Consider the following 18,189-nt stretch of genomic DNA (forward strand, 5'->3'; position numbering starts at 1 on the left):
CATGGCAGCAAAGCATGCGGGAAAGGCCTGGCTGGGTGTTTGTCTGGTGTCACTCCTGACAGCCTGTTCCCAGGGCAGTGGTTTTTCTGACCTTGACAAGTTCATGGCAGACACTCGAGCAAAGCCTCGAGGGCATGTCGAACCGTTACCTGAGTTCAGCGCTTACGAGGCCTTCAGTTATTCGGCTGCAGACCGAAGGGCACCGTTCGAGGCGCCAATCGATGTTCAGCTGACGATGATCGATGAAAAGCCAATAAGTGATGTTGAACCTAATCTGGATCGGCCAAAGGAGGTGCTTGAGAACTTTGATCTTAAGGGGCTCGATATGGTGGGCACGCTCCAGGGTCTTTCAGGAAATTTGTTTGCGCTGATCCGGGATAACACCGGCGGCATACACCGGGTTCGTTCCGGGAATTTCATGGGGCAGAGCTATGGCCGTATTATTGGTGTGAGTGAAACCCGTATTGAGCTTATCGAAATCGTTCCCAATGGCCGGGGTGGTTGGGTAGAGCGTCCTCGCTCTCTGACCCTAGACGAAGACGCAGGCTAAGGAGCGGCTAGATGAAGAATGAAAGAAAAATGCATATACAAAAAAGTTCGGGGTCGAGGCTAGCGATGTTCAGAAAACTCAATGTATACGTCAGCGTAATTGCTTTTGGGTTGTTATCCGGCCTGGCCAATGCGGTCACGTTGGAAGACGTGTCGTTTTCGTCGCTACCAGGAGAGCGCTTGGAAGTGACACTTAAATTTGATGGTCAGCCACCCGAGCCATCGGGTTATACCATCGAGCGTCCAGCACGCATTGCGGTGGATTTGAACGACACCGTCAGCGGCCTCAACAGCCGAAGTATCCCTTTGGGATCCGGTAATGCCCAGAGCATGACCGTGGTAGAGACAAAGGATCGCACTCGCCTGATTTTTAATCTGATTGAGCTTGTGCCTTACGAGACCGTTCGAAATAACGACTCTCTTGTGATGACCATTGGCAGTGATTCCGGTGCCGCTCCGGTTGAGGCCAGTTCAACGGGGGCAGCCGCGGCCACGCAGTCGACCTCTGCGCCTGACACACTGGCTGGCGTTGATTTTCGCCGGGGTAAAAACGGCGAAGGCCGGGTTATCGTAGATCTGGGCAGCCCTAGAACACCTGTTGACCTATCTGAGCTGGGTGGCAAAATTCGACTTACCATGGATGGCATTTCCGTGCCGGCTGATCTGCGCCGCCGCTTGGATGTCACTGACTTTGCAACACCTGTAAGCCGCATTGACACCTTTGTTGAAGGCGGTAATGCAGTGGTTGAGATTCGTCCGGAAGGCAACTACGACTACATTGCTTATCAGTCGGGAAACCAGTTCACAGTGAGTGTTGAAAAGCTTACTGAAGAAGAAGCAGAGTCACGCCGTGAGGAGAAATTCCCGTACTCTGGCGAAAAGCTTTCCTTGAACTTTCAGGATATTGAAGTGCGCTCTGTGCTGCAGCTTATCGCTGACTTTACCGGGCTGAATCTGGTGGCCAGTGACACAGTAGGCGGCAGCATTACTCTGCGCTTGCAGAATGTACCCTGGGATCAGGCGCTTGATCTTATTCTAAAAACCAAGGGGCTGGACAAACGCCAAATCGGTAACGTGTTGCTGGTTGCGCCGGCCGATGAGATAGCCGCTCGTGAGAAGCTTGAGCTTGAAACCACCAAGCAAATTGCAGAACTTGCACCGGTTCGGCTGGACATTGTTCAGGTTAACTACGCCAAAGCGGCTGATATTGTTGCGCTGATTAAGGAAGACAAAGAGCTGATCTCCGATCGTGGCTTTGTGTCCTCCGACGTTCGCACGAATACCATCAGCGTTCGTGAAAGCACCGGGAAACTAGAGGAGATTCGTCGCCTTGTGGCTACTTGGGACGTTCCGGTTCGTCAGGTATCTATTGAGGCCCGCATTGTGCGCGCGCAAACTAACGTGGCGGAAAACCTTGGTGTGCGCTGGGGTGGTGCAGGCTACGATGTGAGCGGGGATAACGTGTTTTCGGTGGGCGGTTCTCAAAGTGCTTCGGGAGAAGCGCGTGATGCCGCAGGTGGCGGTACGGGTGGCATTACGTTCCCGGGCGCGCTGGCTGTTGACCTTGGTGTAACCGGCGAAGGCGCTTCTTCATTCGCAGTAGGCTGGGGCAGCGACAACTTCCTGGTAGATCTGGAGTTGTCAGCGCTTGAAACTGACGGCCAGGCAGAGGTCGTATCTCAGCCGCGAGTGGTAACCGCGGATCGCCAGACAGCCTCCATCAAGTCGGGCGAAGAAATTCCATACCAGGAAGCCTCGTCCAGTGGCGCTACCTCTGTGTCATTTAAAGAAGCCGTGTTGTCTTTGGAAGTGACGCCGCAGATCACACCGGACGACAAGATCATTATGGATTTGATGGTTAATCAGGATTCCCGTGGCGAAGTAACGGGGGGTATTCCTTCCATCAACACCAATGAGGTGACGACGCAGGTATTGGTTGGTAACGGTGAAACGGTGGTTCTGGGCGGTATTTTCCAGTCAGAAGTCGCCACCCAAACCACAAAGACACCGTTCCTTGGAGATATTCCTTACCTTGGGCGTTTGTTTAAGCGCACTGAGAAAATTAACGAGCGAAGTGAGCTGCTGATCTTCATTACACCGAAGATCATCAAGAACGACCTGATTCAGTAATAGGGTTTCAGGAAGAAAAGCCGCCGCGATAAACCGGCGGCTTTTTTGTGTCTGCATGTCCCGTGATACTCACGCTGAAGCTTATGCAATCTGTAGCCCTGTGATATTCTCACCCGCCTGAACATTATTGAGCGGAAGTTATGTCTTTGCCCAAACGCGTTGTCTTGGTTGGCCCTATGGGCGCCGGTAAAAGTACCATTGGCCGGATGCTTGCCCGTGAGCTGGCGTACCGCTTCCTTGATTCTGATCGGATCATTGAAGAGCGTTGTGGAGCAAATATTCCCTGGATATTCGATGTTGAGGGCGAGGCTGGGTTTCGGCAGCGTGAGACAGCGATGCTGGACGAGCTGTCTGCGGAGCCCGAGACCGTTCTGGCCACCGGCGGCGGCGCGGTCATGCGAACCGAAAACCACCCGCTTCTGAAAAAAGATTCGGTCGTTATTTACCTACGCACGTCGATAGAACAGCAAGTAGAGCGCACGCGTAAAGATCGCAATCGCCCCTTGCTGCAGAACGACGACCCCGAAGGCGTTTTGCGCCGGCTGTTTGCGCTCAGGGATCCGCTATACACGGAGCTTGCCGATATTATTATGTTTACAGATCGCAAGAGCCCCCGGCTTGTTGTTCGCCAGCTTGTTAATCGAATGAATCCGAAAACGCCGCGACAACAAAGACAAGTGCGAAAGGAGGGCCGTAACCATGTATAAACTGCTTCATGAACTGCCGGTTGATCTGGGAGAACGCAGTTACCCCATCATGATCGGCGAAGGCATGCTAGGGGCGTACGACCTTTCCGGTTACGTGTACGGCTCCCAGGTAATGATTGTAACTAATGATCTGGTTGGCCCCTTGTATCTGGAGAAAGCCAAAGCCAGTTTTCCCGGCAAAACGGTGGATGCCGTGTTGCTGCCTGATGGCGAAAAACATAAAGACTGGCAGACGCTGAACCTGATTTTTGATGCCTTGCTAGAGAAGCAACACACTCGAAAAACCACACTGGTGGCTCTGGGCGGCGGTGTTGTGGGTGACATGACGGGGTTTGCGGCAGCGTCTTACCAGCGCGGTGTTCCATTCATACAGATCCCAACCACGTTGTTATCTCAGGTTGATTCGTCTGTGGGTGGTAAAACTGGCATTAACCACCCGCTTGGGAAAAACATGGTTGGGGCTTTCCATCAGCCAGAAGCGGTATTGATTGATACGGATACGCTTAAGACCCTGCCACCGAGAGAGGTATCTGCAGGGCTTGCTGAGGTAATAAAGTACGGCCTGATTAGGGATACAGCCTTTCTTGGCTGGTTGGAAGAGACCATCGAGCTTTTGGTGGCCGGCGACAGCAAGGCTCTGGCAGAAGCCATATTGCGCTCATGCGCCTGCAAGGCGGACGTTGTGGCCTTGGATGAGCGTGAGAACGGGCTCCGGGCTACTCTGAATCTTGGTCATACCTTTGGTCACGCCATTGAGACCTTCGCCGGCTACGGCAACTGGTTGCATGGAGAAGCAGTGGGTATGGGTATGATCATGGCTGCCGACTTGTCGGCCCGGGAAGGCTTGATAAGCTCGGCTGATTACCGTCGCATCGTAGACATTGTGGATAGGGCAGGCCTGCCTGCGCGGCCCCCGTCTCAAATGACGCCTGCGGATTTCATGAGCTTGATGGCCGTTGACAAGAAAAACATCGACGGCCGGTTGAGGCTTGTATTGCTCCGTTCCGTAGGCGACGCGGTGGTTACATCGGAGGCTACTTCGGAAAACCTAGCCGCAACGTTAAAGGCATTCTGCCAGCAGGAAAAGTGAGGTTGTAACATTGAACGGCAGAGGTTTTTAGTGACTGACGACAGCTTCAACAGCCTGGATGGTGGAGGGTTGTTTCCCAGGCTACAGCAGCGATACGGTCTAAGAGAGAATCCATTGGAAATGGAGACACCTTTCTTTCCGGATGGCATGCGCCATCACGCCTTGGAGGCTCTTCGCCATCTTTGTGGGTTTGGTGATATGGCTTTGCTGCTCACAGGCGCTCCGGGCTCTGGTAAGAGCCGGTTGCTGGCTGAGTTGGTGCGCAGCGAATCATCACGGTTAGGCTTTCATCGCCTGCCTGCCGCGGCTATGACAAGTTCGAGTGCATTAGCACGAGATCTTAAACAGGTTGCGCGCTCCGGGGCCAACGCGGATGATAATTCGCGCGAAGCTGTCTATCGCTTTTTTCGTTGGTCTGAAGGGCGAGTTGTTAAGGGGCAGCGCATGGTGTTGCTCATTGATGATGCCGATCGCGCGCCCCCTGAGCTTCTCCGGCTGATCCTGGGTGGCTTTCTGGCTGCGGATCGCGCCAAAGCAGCGGTTCCGGTGTTTGCCGGGGAGGATCGTCTTGTCACGCTGCTAGGCCTTGAGGATTCGTCGGTATCTATACACCAAATTCATCTGCGACCGCTTACCAAGGGCGAGGTGTTCTTGTACCTGGAACCGCGAGTACATAAAGCGGGCGGAAAAGTGAATGAGCTCCTGAGCTCTGCCAGACTTGCGAGAATATACGACCTTAGTCAAGGCAGCTTTTCGCGGTTGCAAAGAGTTACACCCGGCATCTGGTTAGATATTGTCTCCAATTCTTTAAAGCAAAAACCTGCTCGTCGTATCGACTTCAGGGCGCTTCGCTTGCCTGCGCTGGCACTCTTGCTTTTGGCTGGCTCTTGGTGGTTCGTATCCCAGCAGTATGATGAAACAGTGGCTGTGGAGATCGAAGCGGTTCCAGAACCTGAGCAGGTGCGAAAGAGTATTACCATTGGCCCCGAAACGCTCGAAGGTGACGTGCCAGTCGAATCGCCTTCGCCATTGACAGAGGAAACCGTGCCGTTGGATTCTGTTTCTGAGCCTGAGCCTGAGCCTGAGCCTGAGCCTGAGCCTGAGCCTGAGCCTGAGCCTGAGCCTGAGCCTGAGCCTGAGCCTGGATTCGTGCCTGAAAACGCAAACAAATACGTGGACATTGAGCAGTTGCGCAGCCGCAGCGAGGGCTGGACGATTCAGCTGGTAGCGGGAAACCTGGAGCAAACGGCTCTCAACGTTATTTCCCGCTACCCCTCGCTTGATGAAATGGTCTATACGTTGGGCGAGCGTAAGAGCGAAGCCTGGTTCATGGTGCTCTATGGAAACTATTCATCTAAGGAAGATGCCCAAAAGGCGGCGTCTCGACTCCCTGATGCACTAATTTCGCGCACGCCTTGGGTGCGTACAACTGAAGGTCTGTGAACTACAGTAAATAGGCAGTAACTCCCTGTTTCGTCTCGGGAAAGGCCTGAGGCGACGAAACCTCTCCAAATAAATATTGTCAAAGCTATTTGAGTAAGTAATTCTACGTGTGTAGAATCATCTGCCCATTTTTTTAACGTCGGTCGATTTTTGTGCGCCGTTTTGGTGCAGAAGTCTCTGATTGAACAGCATTTATATGCAAAAGGGCACTTATGGTCTCAGGCTTGTATCACCCAGATGAATTCAAGGATAACTGCGGGTTTGGTTTGATTGCCCATATGAAAGGCAACGCCAGTCACGCATTATTGCAGACTGCCATCGAGTCGCTGACATGCATGACTCACCGGGGCGGGATTGCGGCTGACGGAAAAACCGGTGATGGCTGCGGCCTGCTTATTCAAAGCCCCGTGGCGTTTCTTAGAAAAGCGGCCAAATCAGCGTTTGATGAAGAGCTCGACGGGTTGTTTGCCGTGGGCCAGGTTTTTCTGAGCCCAGAGCCGGGCAAAGCTGCCAGTGGGCGCGCTGCGCTTGAAAAGCGACTGGTTGAGCAGGGCCTTGACGTTATGGGCTGGCGTGAAGTGCCGGTTGATGACAGCTGCTTGGGCCCGATGGCTTTGGAGTGCATGCCTCGGATAGAGCAGGTATTCGTTACGCCGGCTACCAAATCGGAACAGGAGTTTGCCATCAGCCTGTTTGTCGGGCGCCGCCATGCCGAGCGTGATATGGCTGACGATCCTGAGTTCTATATATGCAGTCTTTCCCATCGCACGCTCGCCTACAAAGGCTTGATGATGCCGGCGGATCTGGCGAATTTCTATAAAGATCTGGGCGATCCTGATTTCGCCACCGCCATTTGCGTGTTCCACCAGCGTTTCTCCACTAACACCATGCCACGCTGGCCTTTGGCGCAGCCGTTTCGCTATCTGGCCCATAACGGCGAAATCAACACCATCGACGGCAACCGTAATTGGGCCATTGCGCGGGCTGCCAAATTCAGCTCCCCAAGCCTGCCCGATTTGCAAACTCTGCAGCCTCTCGTCAACTTGGCTGGCTCCGACTCTTCCAGCATGGATAACATGCTGGAAATCCTACTGGCGGGCGGTGTGGATCTGTTCCGTGCTGCGCGGATGATGATTCCACCGGCTTGGCAGAATGTCGACACGATGGATTCTGACTTACGAGCCTTCTACGAATACAACTCCATGCATATGGAGCCCTGGGATGGCCCCGCAGGGCTGGTTATGTCGGATGGCCGTTACGCCGTGTGTATGCTGGATCGCAACGGCCTGAGACCGGCGCGGTGGGTAGTTACCGACGATGATTTCATTACCTTGGCGTCGGAAATTGGCACATACAGCTATCAGCCAGAGAACGTGGTGGCAAAAGGCCGCGTAGGGCCTGGCCAAATGCTTGCTATCGATACCGAAACCGGTGAGGTCTTGCATACCTCGGATATCGATCAGCGACTAAAGACAGCACAGCCTTACAAACGTTGGTTGCGTGAAAACGCACTGCGAGTAGAAACAACCCTGAACCAGGATACGCCAGAATTCCGGTTGATGGATGCGGATGAGTTGCTGGTGCACCAGAAGATGTTTCTGGTGTCTTACGAAGAGCGTGATCAGATTTTGCGTCCACTGGCAGAAAATGCCCAAGAGGCTGTTGGCTCCATGGGAGACGACACGCCCATGGCGGTGTTGTCCAGCAAGGTTCGCCACGTTGCGGATTATTTCCGCCAGAAGTTTGCCCAAGTGACTAACCCGGCGATTGATCCTTTGCGGGAAGCGGTCGTGATGTCCCTGGAAACCTGTCTTGGCGCCGAACGTAACGTATTCGAGGAAACTGCCGAGCACGCTGACAGGATCATCCTTACTACCCCCGTATTGTCACCGGCCAAATTTCTTCGGATTGCTAACAACGACCGGCCGGGCTTTTCGGTTGCTCAGATTTCTATGAGTTACCTTCCTGAATTGGGGTTGGAGCAGGCAATTGACCGCATTTGTGATGAGGCTGAGCAAGCGGTACTTAGTGGAAAAGTACTCCTGATTCTCTCGGATAAAGACCTTAAGCAAGGCGAGTTGCCGGTGAGCTCTCTGATGGCAACCGGAGCCGTTCATCACCGGTTGTCGGAAAAGCGTTTACGGTGTGATTCCAATATCATCGTGGAAACAGGCTGGGCCCGGGATCCTCACCATTTTGCGGTGTTGTTCGGTTTCGGTGCCACCGCCGTCTACCCGTATTTGGCCTACCAGGTGCTGAATGATCTGATTCGTACCGGCGAAGTGCTGATGGATCCCATCCAAGCGAAGAACAACTACCGCAAAGGCATCAATAAGGGACTGCTGAAAATTTTGTCCAAGATGGGCATTTCCACCATCGCTTCGTACCGTGGCGCGCAGCTTTTTGAAGCGATTGGCCTTGCGGATGATGTTGCTAACCTGTGCTTCAAAGGTGTGCCTTGTCGTATTCAGGGTGCAGGGTTTATTGATTTTCAGCAGGATCAGGAGCAGCTGGCATTTAATGCCTGGAAGCCGCGCAAGCCGGTTTCACCGGGTGGCTTGCTGAAATATATTCATGGCCAGGAGTACCATGCGTTTAATCCTGATGTCGTTGGCAAGTTGCAGGATGCAGTTACCTCAGGCGATTATGGTCACTACAAGGAATACGCAGCACTGGTCAATGAGCGCCCGGTTGCCACGCTGCGGGATCTGTTCGGTTTCCGCGAGGGTATAAAAGCCATCGGAGTTTCTGAGGTTGAGCCGGTGGAGCAAATCTTTACACGATTTGATTCCGCAGCCATGTCCCTTGGTGCTCTGTCACCCGAAGCGCATGAAGCGCTGGCGGTGGCGATGAACACCCTGGGTGGCCGCTCCAATTCAGGTGAGGGCGGTGAAGACCCGGCTCGCCATGGCACCGTAAAGCGATCCAAGATCAAACAGGTAGCCTCCGGCCGCTTTGGCGTAACCGCAGAGTACCTGCGCAGTGCCGATGTCATGCAAATCAAGGTTGCCCAGGGCGCCAAGCCGGGCGAGGGTGGACAGCTTCCCGGTGGCAAGGTTAATGAGCTGATCGCGCGCCTGCGTTACTCGGTGCCTGGCGTAACCTTGATTTCTCCGCCGCCGCATCACGATATCTACTCGATCGAAGATCTTGCGCAGCTGATCTTTGATCTGAAGCAAGTCAACCCGCAGGCGCTGGTCTCGGTAAAGCTTGTCTCGGAGCCGGGTGTTGGCACGATTGCAGCGGGTGTCGCAAAGGCTTATGCCGATCTGATTACAATCTCTGGCTACGATGGCGGCACCGCAGCAAGCCCGCTGGCGTCTATTCGCTACGCAGGCTCGCCTTGGGAGCTCGGGCTAGCCGAAACCCAGCAGGCGCTGCGCGCTAATGATTTGCGTGGAAAAATTCGTCTGCAAACGGATGGGGGTATCAAAACTGGCCTGGATGTAGTGAAAGCGGCCATTCTTGGAGCCGAGAGTTTTGGCTTTGGCACCACACCTATGGTGGCGATTGGGTGTAAATATCTGCGCATTTGCCACCTGAATAACTGTGCAACCGGCGTCGCAACGCAGAACGAGCACCTACGCAAAGAACACTTCAAAGGCACCGTGGAAATGGCCATGAACTTCTTCCGTTTTGTAGCGGAAGAAACCCGCGAGTGGATGGCTAAGCTGGGGGTTCGTACCCTGGAAGAGCTTGTCGGGCGTGTTGATCTTCTTGTGCGATTGCCCGGTGATACCGAGCGCCAGAAAAAATTGGATCTAACGCGGCTGATTTCCAACGATCACATTCCGGCTGACAAGCCTCAAACCTGCCAAATTGAACGCAACCTGCCGTTCGATCAGGGCTTGCTGGCGGAGCGCATGCTCACGGCAACCACACCTGCGATCGAGGGCAAAACCGGAGGGGCCTGGAATTACCGGGTGACCAACTGTGATCGCTCAATTGGTGCCCGCCTTTCCGGTGAGATTGCCGCGAGGCACGGCAATCAGGGTATGGTCGATGCGCCGATCACGCTGGATCTTGTGGGCACTGCCGGCCAGAGTTTTGGGGTGTGGAACGTCGGTGGCTTAACCTGATTCTTGAGGGTGACGCCAATGATTATGTTGGCAAGGGCATGACTGGCGGCAAGCTGGTGGTCAAGCCACCCCGAGGTAGCGCTTTCGAGTCCCAGAATACAGCGATTATCGGCAACACCTGTTTGTACGGGGCCACTGGCGGCAAACTGTTTGCAGCAGGTACAGCTGGCGAGCGCTTCGCGGTTCGCAACTCTGGCGCCCACTCGGTTGTTGAAGGCGCAGGCGATCACTGCTGTGAGTACATGACCGGCGGTTTGGTGACCGTGCTGGGCTCTACTGGCGCCAACTTTGGTGCGGGCATGACCGGCGGGTTTGCCTATGTGCTGGATATGGACAATACCTTTGTTGATAAATACAACCATGAGCTGGTGGAAATTCAACGTGTTTCCCGGGAAGAAATGGAGGCGTACCGTAACCATCTGCGCAGTGTGATTCGAGAGCATATCTCGGAAACCGGCAGTGCCTGGGCTGCGCATATCCTTGAAGATTTCGACGACTACATTGGCCGCTTCTGGCTGGTGAAACCCAAAGCTGCAAGTTTGGGCAGCCTATTGGCAAGTACCCGTGCGCGCCCCGAATAACTCGGTGCGTTAACTCTGATTACTTGCGAGGGTGCAGGGTTGCCGGTACGAGCAGCCCTTGTCGATATTGAGCTGATGAGAACGTCAACATGAAAGAACGACTTGGTAACGATTTTCAATTTGTGGAAGTGGGGCGGGTAGACCCAAAGAAAGTCCCCGCGAAGAAGCGCAAAAAAGAGTTTGGCGAGATCTATCGCCCGTATACCGCCGATAACGCATCGTCTCAGTCCCATCGGTGCCTGGAGTGCGGTAACCCTTATTGTGAATGGAAGTGCCCGGTGCACAACTACATTCCTAACTGGCTGAAGTTGGTTGCCGAGGGCAATATCATGAAGGCCGTTGATTTGTGTCACCAAACCAACTCGCTACCTGAGGTGTGCGGCCGCGTTTGTCCGCAAGATCGCTTGTGCGAGGGCGCCTGCACTCTTAATGACGGATTTGGTGCCGTTACTATTGGCTCGGTGGAGAAGTACATCACCGATACCGCCTTCGCCTTGGGCTGGAAGCCAGACATGTCTGCGGTTAAATGGACCGACAAGAAAGTGGCGGTGATCGGCGCCGGGCCTGCGGGTCTGGGCTGCGCGGATGTGCTGGTTCGCAATGGCGTAAAGCCGGTGGTATTTGATATCTACCCGGAGATCGGCGGTTTGCTGACCTTTGGTATTCCCGAGTTCAAGCTGGAAAAGTCCGTGATGACCCGGCGGCGCCAGGTGTTTGAAGAAATGGGTATGGAGTTCCGCCTGTCCACCGAAGTGGGTAAAGACGTTCAGTTGCAGGACATCCTCGATGAGTACGACGCGGTGTTTATGGGCATGGGTACTTATACGTACATGAAGGGTGGCTTTCCGGGTGAAGACTTGCCTGGGGTGCACGATGCATTGCCGTTCCTGGTGTCCAATGTAAACCGGCGCCTGGGTTTTGAAAAAGACGCAGCGGATTTCATTGATATGAAAGGCAAGCGCGTTGTAGTGCTAGGCGGTGGTGACACTGCCATGGACTGCAACCGCACCTCCATTCGTCAGCAGGCCGAGAGTGTGGCATGCGCTTATCGTCGCGATGAAGCCAACATGCCTGGTTCACGCCGTGAGGTGTCGAATGCAAAGGAAGAGGGTGTGACCTTCCTGTTTAATCGTCAGCCTATTGCTATCGTTGGTGAAGATCAGGTTGAAGGCGTAAAAGTAGTGTCGACGCAACTGGGTGAGCCGGATGAAAATGGCCGTCGCCGCCCGGAAGTAGTTCCCGGTAGTGAAGAGGTCATCCCTGCAGATGCTGTCTTGGTCGCCTTTGGCTTCCGCCCGAGCCCGGCGGACTGGTTTGACGAGCTTGCAATCAATACTGACGATTCTGGCCGGGTAACCGCCCCGGAAAATGCAGAATACGGTTTCCAAACGAGCAATCCGAAGATCTTTGCTGGCGGCGATATGGTGCGCGGCTCGGATCTTGTTGTTACGGCGATCTGGGAAGGCCGTCAGGCGGCTGAGGGCATCATGGATTATCTGGATATCTGATAGTTGCGTTGCTCTGGTTCATCAGGCCGGCTTGCTAAGGGTAAGCCGGCCTTTTTTATTATGGCAAACGGGGTATCATTGCTCCCGTTCCATTAAGACCATCTGAAAGAGACAATGCTGGGATCCTTATGACCGAGTTGAAGAATGACCGCTTACTGCGCGCTCTTATGCGCCAGCCTGTTGATCGTACCCCGGTATGGATGATGCGCCAGGCAGGCCGTTATCTACCCGAGTATCGCGCTACCCGGGAGAAGGCGGGTGACTTTCTCAGCTTGTGCAAGAACACTCCGCTGGCGTGTGAGGTAACTCTTCAGCCGCTTGAGCGTTTTCCGCTGGATGCCGCGATTCTGTTCTCGGATATTCTGACCATTCCGGATGCTCTGGGTCTTGGGCTGTATTTTGAAACCGGTGAAGGCCCCAAGTTTAAGCACACCATTCGCTCCAAGGCGGATGTGGATGCACTGCCGACCATTAAGGCAGAAGTCGATCTTGATTATGTGATGAACGCCGTTTCTACCATCCGTGGCGCGCTCAACGGTAGCGTTCCCCTGATTGGCTTCTCCGGTAGCCCGTGGACGCTGGCAACCTATATGGTTGAAGGCAGCGGTTCCAAGGACTTCCGTGAAGCCAAAAAGCTTATGTACAGCGAGCCGGAAGTTATGCACCGCCTGCTGGATCATCTTGCGGACACGATCATTGATTATCTTAACGGCCAAATTAAAGCAGGAGCCCAGGCGGTTCAGATTTTTGATACCTGGGGCGGTGTACTCAGCAGCTGGGCGTACGAAGAGTTTTCACTGCGTTACATGCAAAAAATCGTGGATAACCTGATTCGTGAGAACGACGGGCGCCGTGTTCCGGTGATTCTGTTCACTAAAAATGGCGGTCAATGGCTTGAATCTATCGCTGATACGGGCGCAGATGCCGTTGGCTTGGACTGGACCACAGACATTGGCGATGCGCGCGCTCGAGTAGGTGATCGTGTGGCTTTGCAGGGCAACATGGACCCCACCATGCTCTACGCGCCACCGGCCCGGATTCGCGAAGAAGTGGGCGATATTCTGCGCCGCTATGGCTCAGGCCCGGGTCACATCTTTAACCTCGGCCACGGCATTACGCCCGAAGTGAACCCTGATAACGCCAAAGCGTTCATTGAGGCGGTTGTTGAATTGAGCCCGGAGTACCACCGTTAGTAATTGCTGTCCTCGTTTCCTGGCCTATTAGCGCCGGGAAGCGGGGGTTGAGCCTTCGGTTCCAAAAACCGCTACGAGCACATCCATGTGCGCTTGTCTCCGGCCGTCCATGGCCTCCGACATTTTTGGAATCGAAGGCTCAACCCCCGCGCTTATCTTTTCAGCGCGCCTTCTCGTAATCCCTCCCCTTTGGCAGAACTACTCTGGAACGGCACCTCCTCACGGTCTATAGTCATGTTAGATGATGCCGACGATAAAAGGAGCCGCCCCTTGACCGCCAAAACCTCAGAAAAGCGACAGTTCCATCGCATAAGCTTTGATGCCCCATGCGAACTACATGCCTTTGAAAACGTCTGGGCAACGGAGGTGTTGGATATTTCGCTAAAAGGTATCTTGGTCAAACGGCCTGAGGGATGGGATGTGCCGCTGAGCCAGCCTTGTGAAGTGATTATTCATCTTGATGACGGACAGGCGGGTATTGTTATGGCTGTTGAGTTAAAACATATCGAGGCGCACAGGTTGGGTTTTAAATGCCAGTACATCGATCTGGACAGCGCTACGCATCTCAAGCGTTTGGTGGAGTTGAATCTGGGAGATCAGGTTCTTCTGGAGCGGGAGTTCGCGCACCTGATTGGCTAATCGGTTTGAGAGTGTCTTAGATGAGGGCAAACTGTGAGCTCGCGGACAGCACTGAAAGGCGCATTCCAAAAATGTCGTAGGCCATGGACGGCCGGAGACAAGCGCACAAGGATGTGCTCGTAGCGGTTTTTGGAATGCGCCTTTCAGTGCTGTCCATGCACCGAGGCTCAAAGTGTGGGGGCAGGCTCTAAAGCTCCTCCAGAGCCGTAATAGCCTCACTAAGCTTGGTCACAGGAATAACCTTCATCCCCGCAGTAGCTTTGCGTGGCGCGTTGGCTTTGGGCACTAAAGCGCGAGTAAACCCATGCTTCGCGGCCTCGTTAATTCGCTCCTGACCACTGGGTACCGGGCGAATTTCCCCCGACAACCCCACTTCCCCAAAAATCACCAGATCCTGGGGCAGGGCACGATCGCGGAACGAAGACACAATGGCCGCCAACAACGCCAAGTCAGCGCTGGTCTCGTTAACCTTCACGCCACCCACCACATTCACAAACACATCCTGATCCGACACATGCAAACCGCCGTGCCGGTGCAACACCGCCAGAAGCATGGCTAAGCGGTTCTGATCCAGACCAACCGCCACGCGCCGAGGGTATCCGCCCTGGGCCATGTCCACCAGCGCCTGAATTTCCACCAGCATAGGCCGGGTGCCTTCCCAAACCACCATAACCACACTGCCCGGCGCCGCTTCTTCGCCACGGTTCAGGAAGATGGCACTGGGGTTTTTTACTTCTTTCAGGCCCTGTTCCAGCATGGCGAATACGCCCAGCTCATTCACTGCGCCGAAGCGGTTCTTGATGCCCCGCAGGGTGCGGTAACGGCTGTCGCTGGAGCCTTCGAGTAGAATAGAGCAGTCAATCATGTGCTCCAGCACCTTGGGGCCGGCGAGGCTGCCGTCCTTGGTGACATGGCCCACCAGAAACAAAATAGTGCCCGTTTGCTTGGCAAAGCGGGTCAGATACGCCGCGCTTTCGCGAACCTGGGAAACCGAGCCGGGAGCGGATTCTGTATCCGCCACGTGCATCACCTGAATACTGTCCACCACCAAAATTCGTGGCTTTTCCGCTTCTGCGACCTGTATGAGCCGCTCAACACTGGTCTCGGAGAGCATTTTCAGGTCTTTGGTAGGTAATCCCAAGCGTTTGGCGCGCATGGCAACCTGCTGCAGGGATTCCTCACCGGTTACATACAGCGCGGGAACGCTGGCGGCCAAGTGGCAAACGGCTTGAAGTAGCAGAGTGCTCTTGCCAGCACCTGGGTGGCCACCCATCAGTACGGCGGAACCTTCCACAAGACCGCCACCAAGAACCCGGTCGAACTCCTGCATGCCGGTGCTAATGCGTTCTTGCTCAGCAAGGCTTACGTCGTCCAGACTTTGCACCGCGGACAAACTGCCAGCAAAGCCTTCAAAACGCACGCCTCGGGCGCCTTTCGCATTACCGCTAACGCCTCTTACTTCGCTGACGGTATTCCACGTCTGGCAGGCCGTGCACTGGCCCTGCCATTTGGAATAGTCTGCGCCGCACTCAGTGCAGACGTAAGCGGTTTTGGCTTTTGCCATCAGGCCAGCTTCTTGTATTTCATGCGCTGGGGTACCATGGCGGAATCCCCTTTGCGCTTCTTGTGGTCTTCGTCGTAGTCGCTGAAGTTGCCTTCGTAGTAGATAACCTCACCATCATCCTCAAATGCCAGAATGTGCGTGGCTACACGGTCCAGAAACCACCGGTCGTGCGAAATAACCATGGCCGAACCGGGGAAGTTCAGTAGAGCTTCTTCCAGGGCGCGTAGGGTTTCCACGTCCAGGTCGTTGGTAGGTTCGTCCAACAGTAGTACGTTGCCGCCTTCTTTTAGCAGTGCTGCCAAGTGCAGGCGATTACGCTCACCGCCAGACAGGTCGCCTACCCGTTTTTGCTGGTCCGAACCTTTGAAGTTATAGCGGCCTGCATAGGCTCTTGATGGGGTTTCATAGTTGCCCACCTTAATAATGTCTTGGCCATCGCTGAGCAGTTCCCAAACGGTTTTGGATCCGTCCAGGTCGCGGCTCTGATCCACATAAGCCAGTTTCACGGTTTCGCCCACGGTGATGGTGCCGGAGTTTGGCTGGTCTTGGCCCGCGATCATGCGGAACAGGGTGGATTTACCTGCGCCGTTACCACCAATGATGCCAACGATCGCGCCTGGCGGTATGCTGAAGGAAACATTTTCGTAAAGCAGGTGATCGCCGAAAGCTTTGCTGATGCCTTCCACTTCGATAACTTTATCGCCTAAGCGCGGACCAGGCGGGATATACAGTTCGTTGGTCTCGTTGCGCTTCTGAAACTCCTGGGAACTCATTTCTTCAAAGCGAGCCAGGCGGGCCTTGCTCTTGGACTGGCGGCCTTTGGCGTTGGTGCGCACCCACTCCAACTCTTGCTTGATCGTCTTCTGGCGTGAGGCTTCTTGCTTGGCTTCGGTGGCCAGGCGCTGCTCTTTGTTTTCCAGCCACTGGCTGTAGTTGCCTTCAAACGGAATGCCCTGGCCGCGATCCAGTTCCAGAATCCAGCCCGCTACATTATCGAGGAAGTAGCGGTCGTGAGTGATGGCAACTACGGTACCTTCGAAGTCATGCAGAAAGCGCTCCAGCCAAGCCACAGATTCCGCATCCAGGTGGTTGGTTGGCTCGTCCAGCAGCAGCATGTCGGGACCGGAGAGCAGCAGGCGGCACAGGGCTACCCGGCGACGCTCACCACCAGAAAGGTTTTTCACCGGTTGATCCCAGGCGGGCAGGCGCAGGGCGTCTGCGGCCACTTCCATTTTGCGTTCTATATCGTGGCCATCGGTGGCCTGAATCAGTGCTTCAAGCTTGCCCTGCTTTTTGGCCAAGGCATCGAAATCCGCATCTGGCTCTGCGTAATCTGCGTAAACCTGATCCAGCTCGGCCAGGGCGTTGTGAACGTCGGCAACGGCCTCATCAACAACTTCCTTCACGGTTTTGCTGTCGTCCAGTTCCGGCTCCTGAGGTAGGTAACCTACATTGATGCCAGGCTGGGGGCGGGCTTCGCCAATGTAATCCTGGTCCACGCCAGCCATAATGCGTAGAAGCGTGGATTTACCCGAACCGTTGAGGCCGAGTACGCCGATTTTGGCACCGGGGAAGAAACTCAGGGAAATATCCTTGAGGATTTCACGCTTGGGCGGAACTACCTTGCCCACGCGGTTCATGCTGTATACGTAAGAACCTGTTTTACCTGTCTTGTCACCTTTGGACATAATCTAGTTTGCCTTTAAGTCATTTGTCGTGCGGCTTTGAGGGTAATGATAAGCGCTCGAATCGGAAAAATAAAAGTTAAGTTTTTCTTTTCAAAATTCCCGTTCGTTATTATAGTTAAAAAAGTTAAGTTTCGGGGGGTTGATGTGGGTTATAAAGTTATCGAGCAAGTGGTGAATGCTGCGCGAAGAAAGCTGCTTGTGCAAGACCTCATCCCCGTCTATTACCCAAATCTGTACGTAACCCTCGAGCTCTCAGGCAGGGCCTTGGAAACCACTAAAAAGTATCTTGAGCACTTAGCGGTATTTGAGGGCTTTCTCGCGTTCTCATCCATCGATCTGATTTCCCGCCTAGAACAGCGCCCCAAATCACAGTATCTGACGGATAACGAAATCTCTCGGTTTGTGTCAGATGCAGGGTTCAGCAGGGAAACCTTAGCCAAAAAGTATGCGGGTATGCGCCTGCATCCAACTGCATGCAAAATGGTTGGCAGAACTCATGCAAAACAGCGTATCGAAGCAGTACGAGATTACCTGGATTTCCTGTACGACAAGCTAGGTGATCACTCAACGCGACGTGAAGCGGTTGACGATGTTCGGCGGCGGTTCAATCGCAAGATTAAAACCGCCAGTCCAGGGTGGAAAAAGACGCGAATTGACGGATTGAAAGGGCTGACAGATGGAGAGCGAGATCGATTGTTGGAAGTCATGCATCCTGAGGGTGCCGGAAACCCATTCGCAAATAAAGCAATTAAACTGCGAAACTACATCATTTTGCAGTTAGGTCTCGATATGGGATTGCGCCGCTCTGAAATGCTTCTGATCAAGACCAGCGATATTCATTGGCACAGTCATGAGCTAGCGGTGGTCAATCTTGAAGATGAAAGCATAGACCCGCGCACGGTGGCCCCACAATTTAAAACCCACGAGCGCATGCTGGTAATGAGCGATGACATCTATGAAGCGATAAGTGAGTATGAGTCGAAATATCGCTACAAAAAGCACGTTGAAGGCTCATCGC

11 protein-coding genes and 1 pseudogene are annotated in these 18,189 nt (G+C 54.2%); 10 read left to right on the forward strand and 2 right to left on the reverse strand.

The window, feature by feature from the left end; all coding sequences use genetic code 11:
* Position 1 precedes the first annotated feature (1 nt).
* The 9 genes and pseudogenes from BCA33_RS18820 to BCA33_RS18860 all read left to right on the forward strand — a co-directional run bounded on the left by BCA33_RS18820 (position 2) and on the right by BCA33_RS18860 (position 13,919).
* Positions 2-550, forward strand: a complete 549-nt coding sequence (locus BCA33_RS18820) for a pilus assembly protein PilP (RefSeq protein ID WP_071268233.1) — start codon at positions 2-4, stop codon at positions 548-550.
* A 65-nt stretch (positions 551-615) separates the two neighbouring features.
* Positions 616-2,679 carry a type IV pilus secretin PilQ family protein gene (pilQ, locus tag BCA33_RS18825; protein WP_139173058.1) on the forward strand — a complete coding sequence of 688 codons (2,064 nt, stop codon included), beginning with the start codon at positions 616-618 and terminating at the stop codon, positions 2,677-2,679.
* Positions 2,680-2,819: 140 nt separating this feature from the next.
* On the forward strand, positions 2,820-3,386 hold the full coding sequence (aroK, locus tag BCA33_RS18830; protein WP_071268235.1) for a shikimate kinase AroK: 567 nt from the start codon (positions 2,820-2,822) through the stop codon (positions 3,384-3,386).
* Complete coding sequence (aroB, locus tag BCA33_RS18835) at positions 3,379-4,476, forward strand: 3-dehydroquinate synthase (RefSeq protein WP_071268237.1); 1,098 nt, start codon at positions 3,379-3,381, stop codon at positions 4,474-4,476. The genes aroK and aroB overlap by 8 nt, the downstream gene beginning before the upstream one ends.
* Before the next feature lie 30 nt (positions 4,477-4,506).
* The gene (locus tag BCA33_RS18840; protein WP_071268239.1) at positions 4,507-5,919 is read left to right on the forward strand and encodes an AAA family ATPase; all 1,413 of its coding nucleotides are present in this window, start codon (positions 4,507-4,509) and stop codon (positions 5,917-5,919) included.
* A gap of 212 nt (positions 5,920-6,131) precedes the next feature.
* Positions 6,132-10,579: pseudogene (gene gltB, locus BCA33_RS18845) on the forward strand (glutamate synthase large subunit).
* Between the two features lie 89 nt (positions 10,580-10,668).
* Positions 10,669-12,087, forward strand: coding sequence for a glutamate synthase subunit beta (locus BCA33_RS18850; protein WP_071268241.1), 1,419 nt, complete (start codon positions 10,669-10,671; stop codon positions 12,085-12,087).
* Between the two features lie 128 nt (positions 12,088-12,215).
* Entirely contained in the window at positions 12,216-13,280 is a 1,065-nt protein-coding gene (gene hemE / locus BCA33_RS18855) for a uroporphyrinogen decarboxylase (RefSeq protein WP_071268243.1), read from the forward strand.
* A 270-nt stretch (positions 13,281-13,550) separates the two neighbouring features.
* On the forward strand, positions 13,551-13,919 hold the full coding sequence (locus tag BCA33_RS18860) for a PilZ domain-containing protein (protein WP_071268245.1): 369 nt from the start codon (positions 13,551-13,553) through the stop codon (positions 13,917-13,919).
* A 187-nt stretch (positions 13,920-14,106) separates the two neighbouring features.
* Here the strand turns inward: BCA33_RS18860 and radA are convergent, their stop codons facing one another.
* Both radA and ettA read right to left on the reverse strand, forming a co-directional pair.
* Positions 14,107-15,483 (reverse strand): DNA repair protein RadA, encoded by a 1,377-nt coding sequence (radA, locus tag BCA33_RS18865; RefSeq protein ID WP_071268247.1) that lies wholly within the window; start codon positions 15,481-15,483, stop codon positions 14,107-14,109.
* On the reverse strand, positions 15,483-17,171 hold the full coding sequence (gene ettA / locus BCA33_RS18870; protein ID WP_071268249.1) for an energy-dependent translational throttle protein EttA: 1,689 nt from the start codon (positions 17,169-17,171) through the stop codon (positions 15,483-15,485). The genes radA and ettA overlap by 1 nt, the downstream gene beginning before the upstream one ends.
* 144 nt (positions 17,172-17,315) lie before the next feature.
* Here ettA and BCA33_RS18875 point away from each other — a divergent pair.
* Positions 17,316-18,189 (forward strand): integrase (locus tag BCA33_RS18875; RefSeq protein ID WP_071268272.1); only part of this gene is annotated, 874 nt, incomplete at its 3' end.

It is taken from the genome of Marinobacter sp. AC-23, assembly GCF_001858325.1.
Taxonomy (GTDB): Bacteria; Pseudomonadota; Gammaproteobacteria; order Pseudomonadales; family Oleiphilaceae; genus Marinobacter.

What these genes read in the sequence shown, in the direction of transcription:
- hemE (WP_071268243.1), top strand. Translation starts at nt 12,216, where the DNA reads ATGACCGAGTTGAAGAATGACCGCTTACTGCGCGCTCTTATGCGCCAG.
- pilQ (WP_139173058.1), top strand. Translation starts at nt 616, where the DNA reads ATGTTCAGAAAACTCAATGTATACGTCAGCGTAATTGCTTTTGGGTTG.
- radA (WP_071268247.1), bottom strand. Translation starts at nt 15,483, where the DNA reads ATGGCAAAAGCCAAAACCGCTTACGTCTGCACTGAGTGCGGCGCAGAC.
- aroK (WP_071268235.1), top strand. Translation starts at nt 2,820, where the DNA reads ATGTCTTTGCCCAAACGCGTTGTCTTGGTTGGCCCTATGGGCGCCGGT.
- ettA (WP_071268249.1), bottom strand. Translation starts at nt 17,171, where the DNA reads ATGTCCAAAGGTGACAAGACAGGTAAAACAGGTTCTTACGTATACAGC.
- aroB (WP_071268237.1), top strand. Translation starts at nt 3,379, where the DNA reads ATGTATAAACTGCTTCATGAACTGCCGGTTGATCTGGGAGAACGCAGT.
- BCA33_RS18820 (WP_071268233.1), top strand. Translation starts at nt 2, where the DNA reads ATGGCAGCAAAGCATGCGGGAAAGGCCTGGCTGGGTGTTTGTCTGGTG.
- BCA33_RS18850 (WP_071268241.1), top strand. Translation starts at nt 10,669, where the DNA reads ATGAAAGAACGACTTGGTAACGATTTTCAATTTGTGGAAGTGGGGCGG.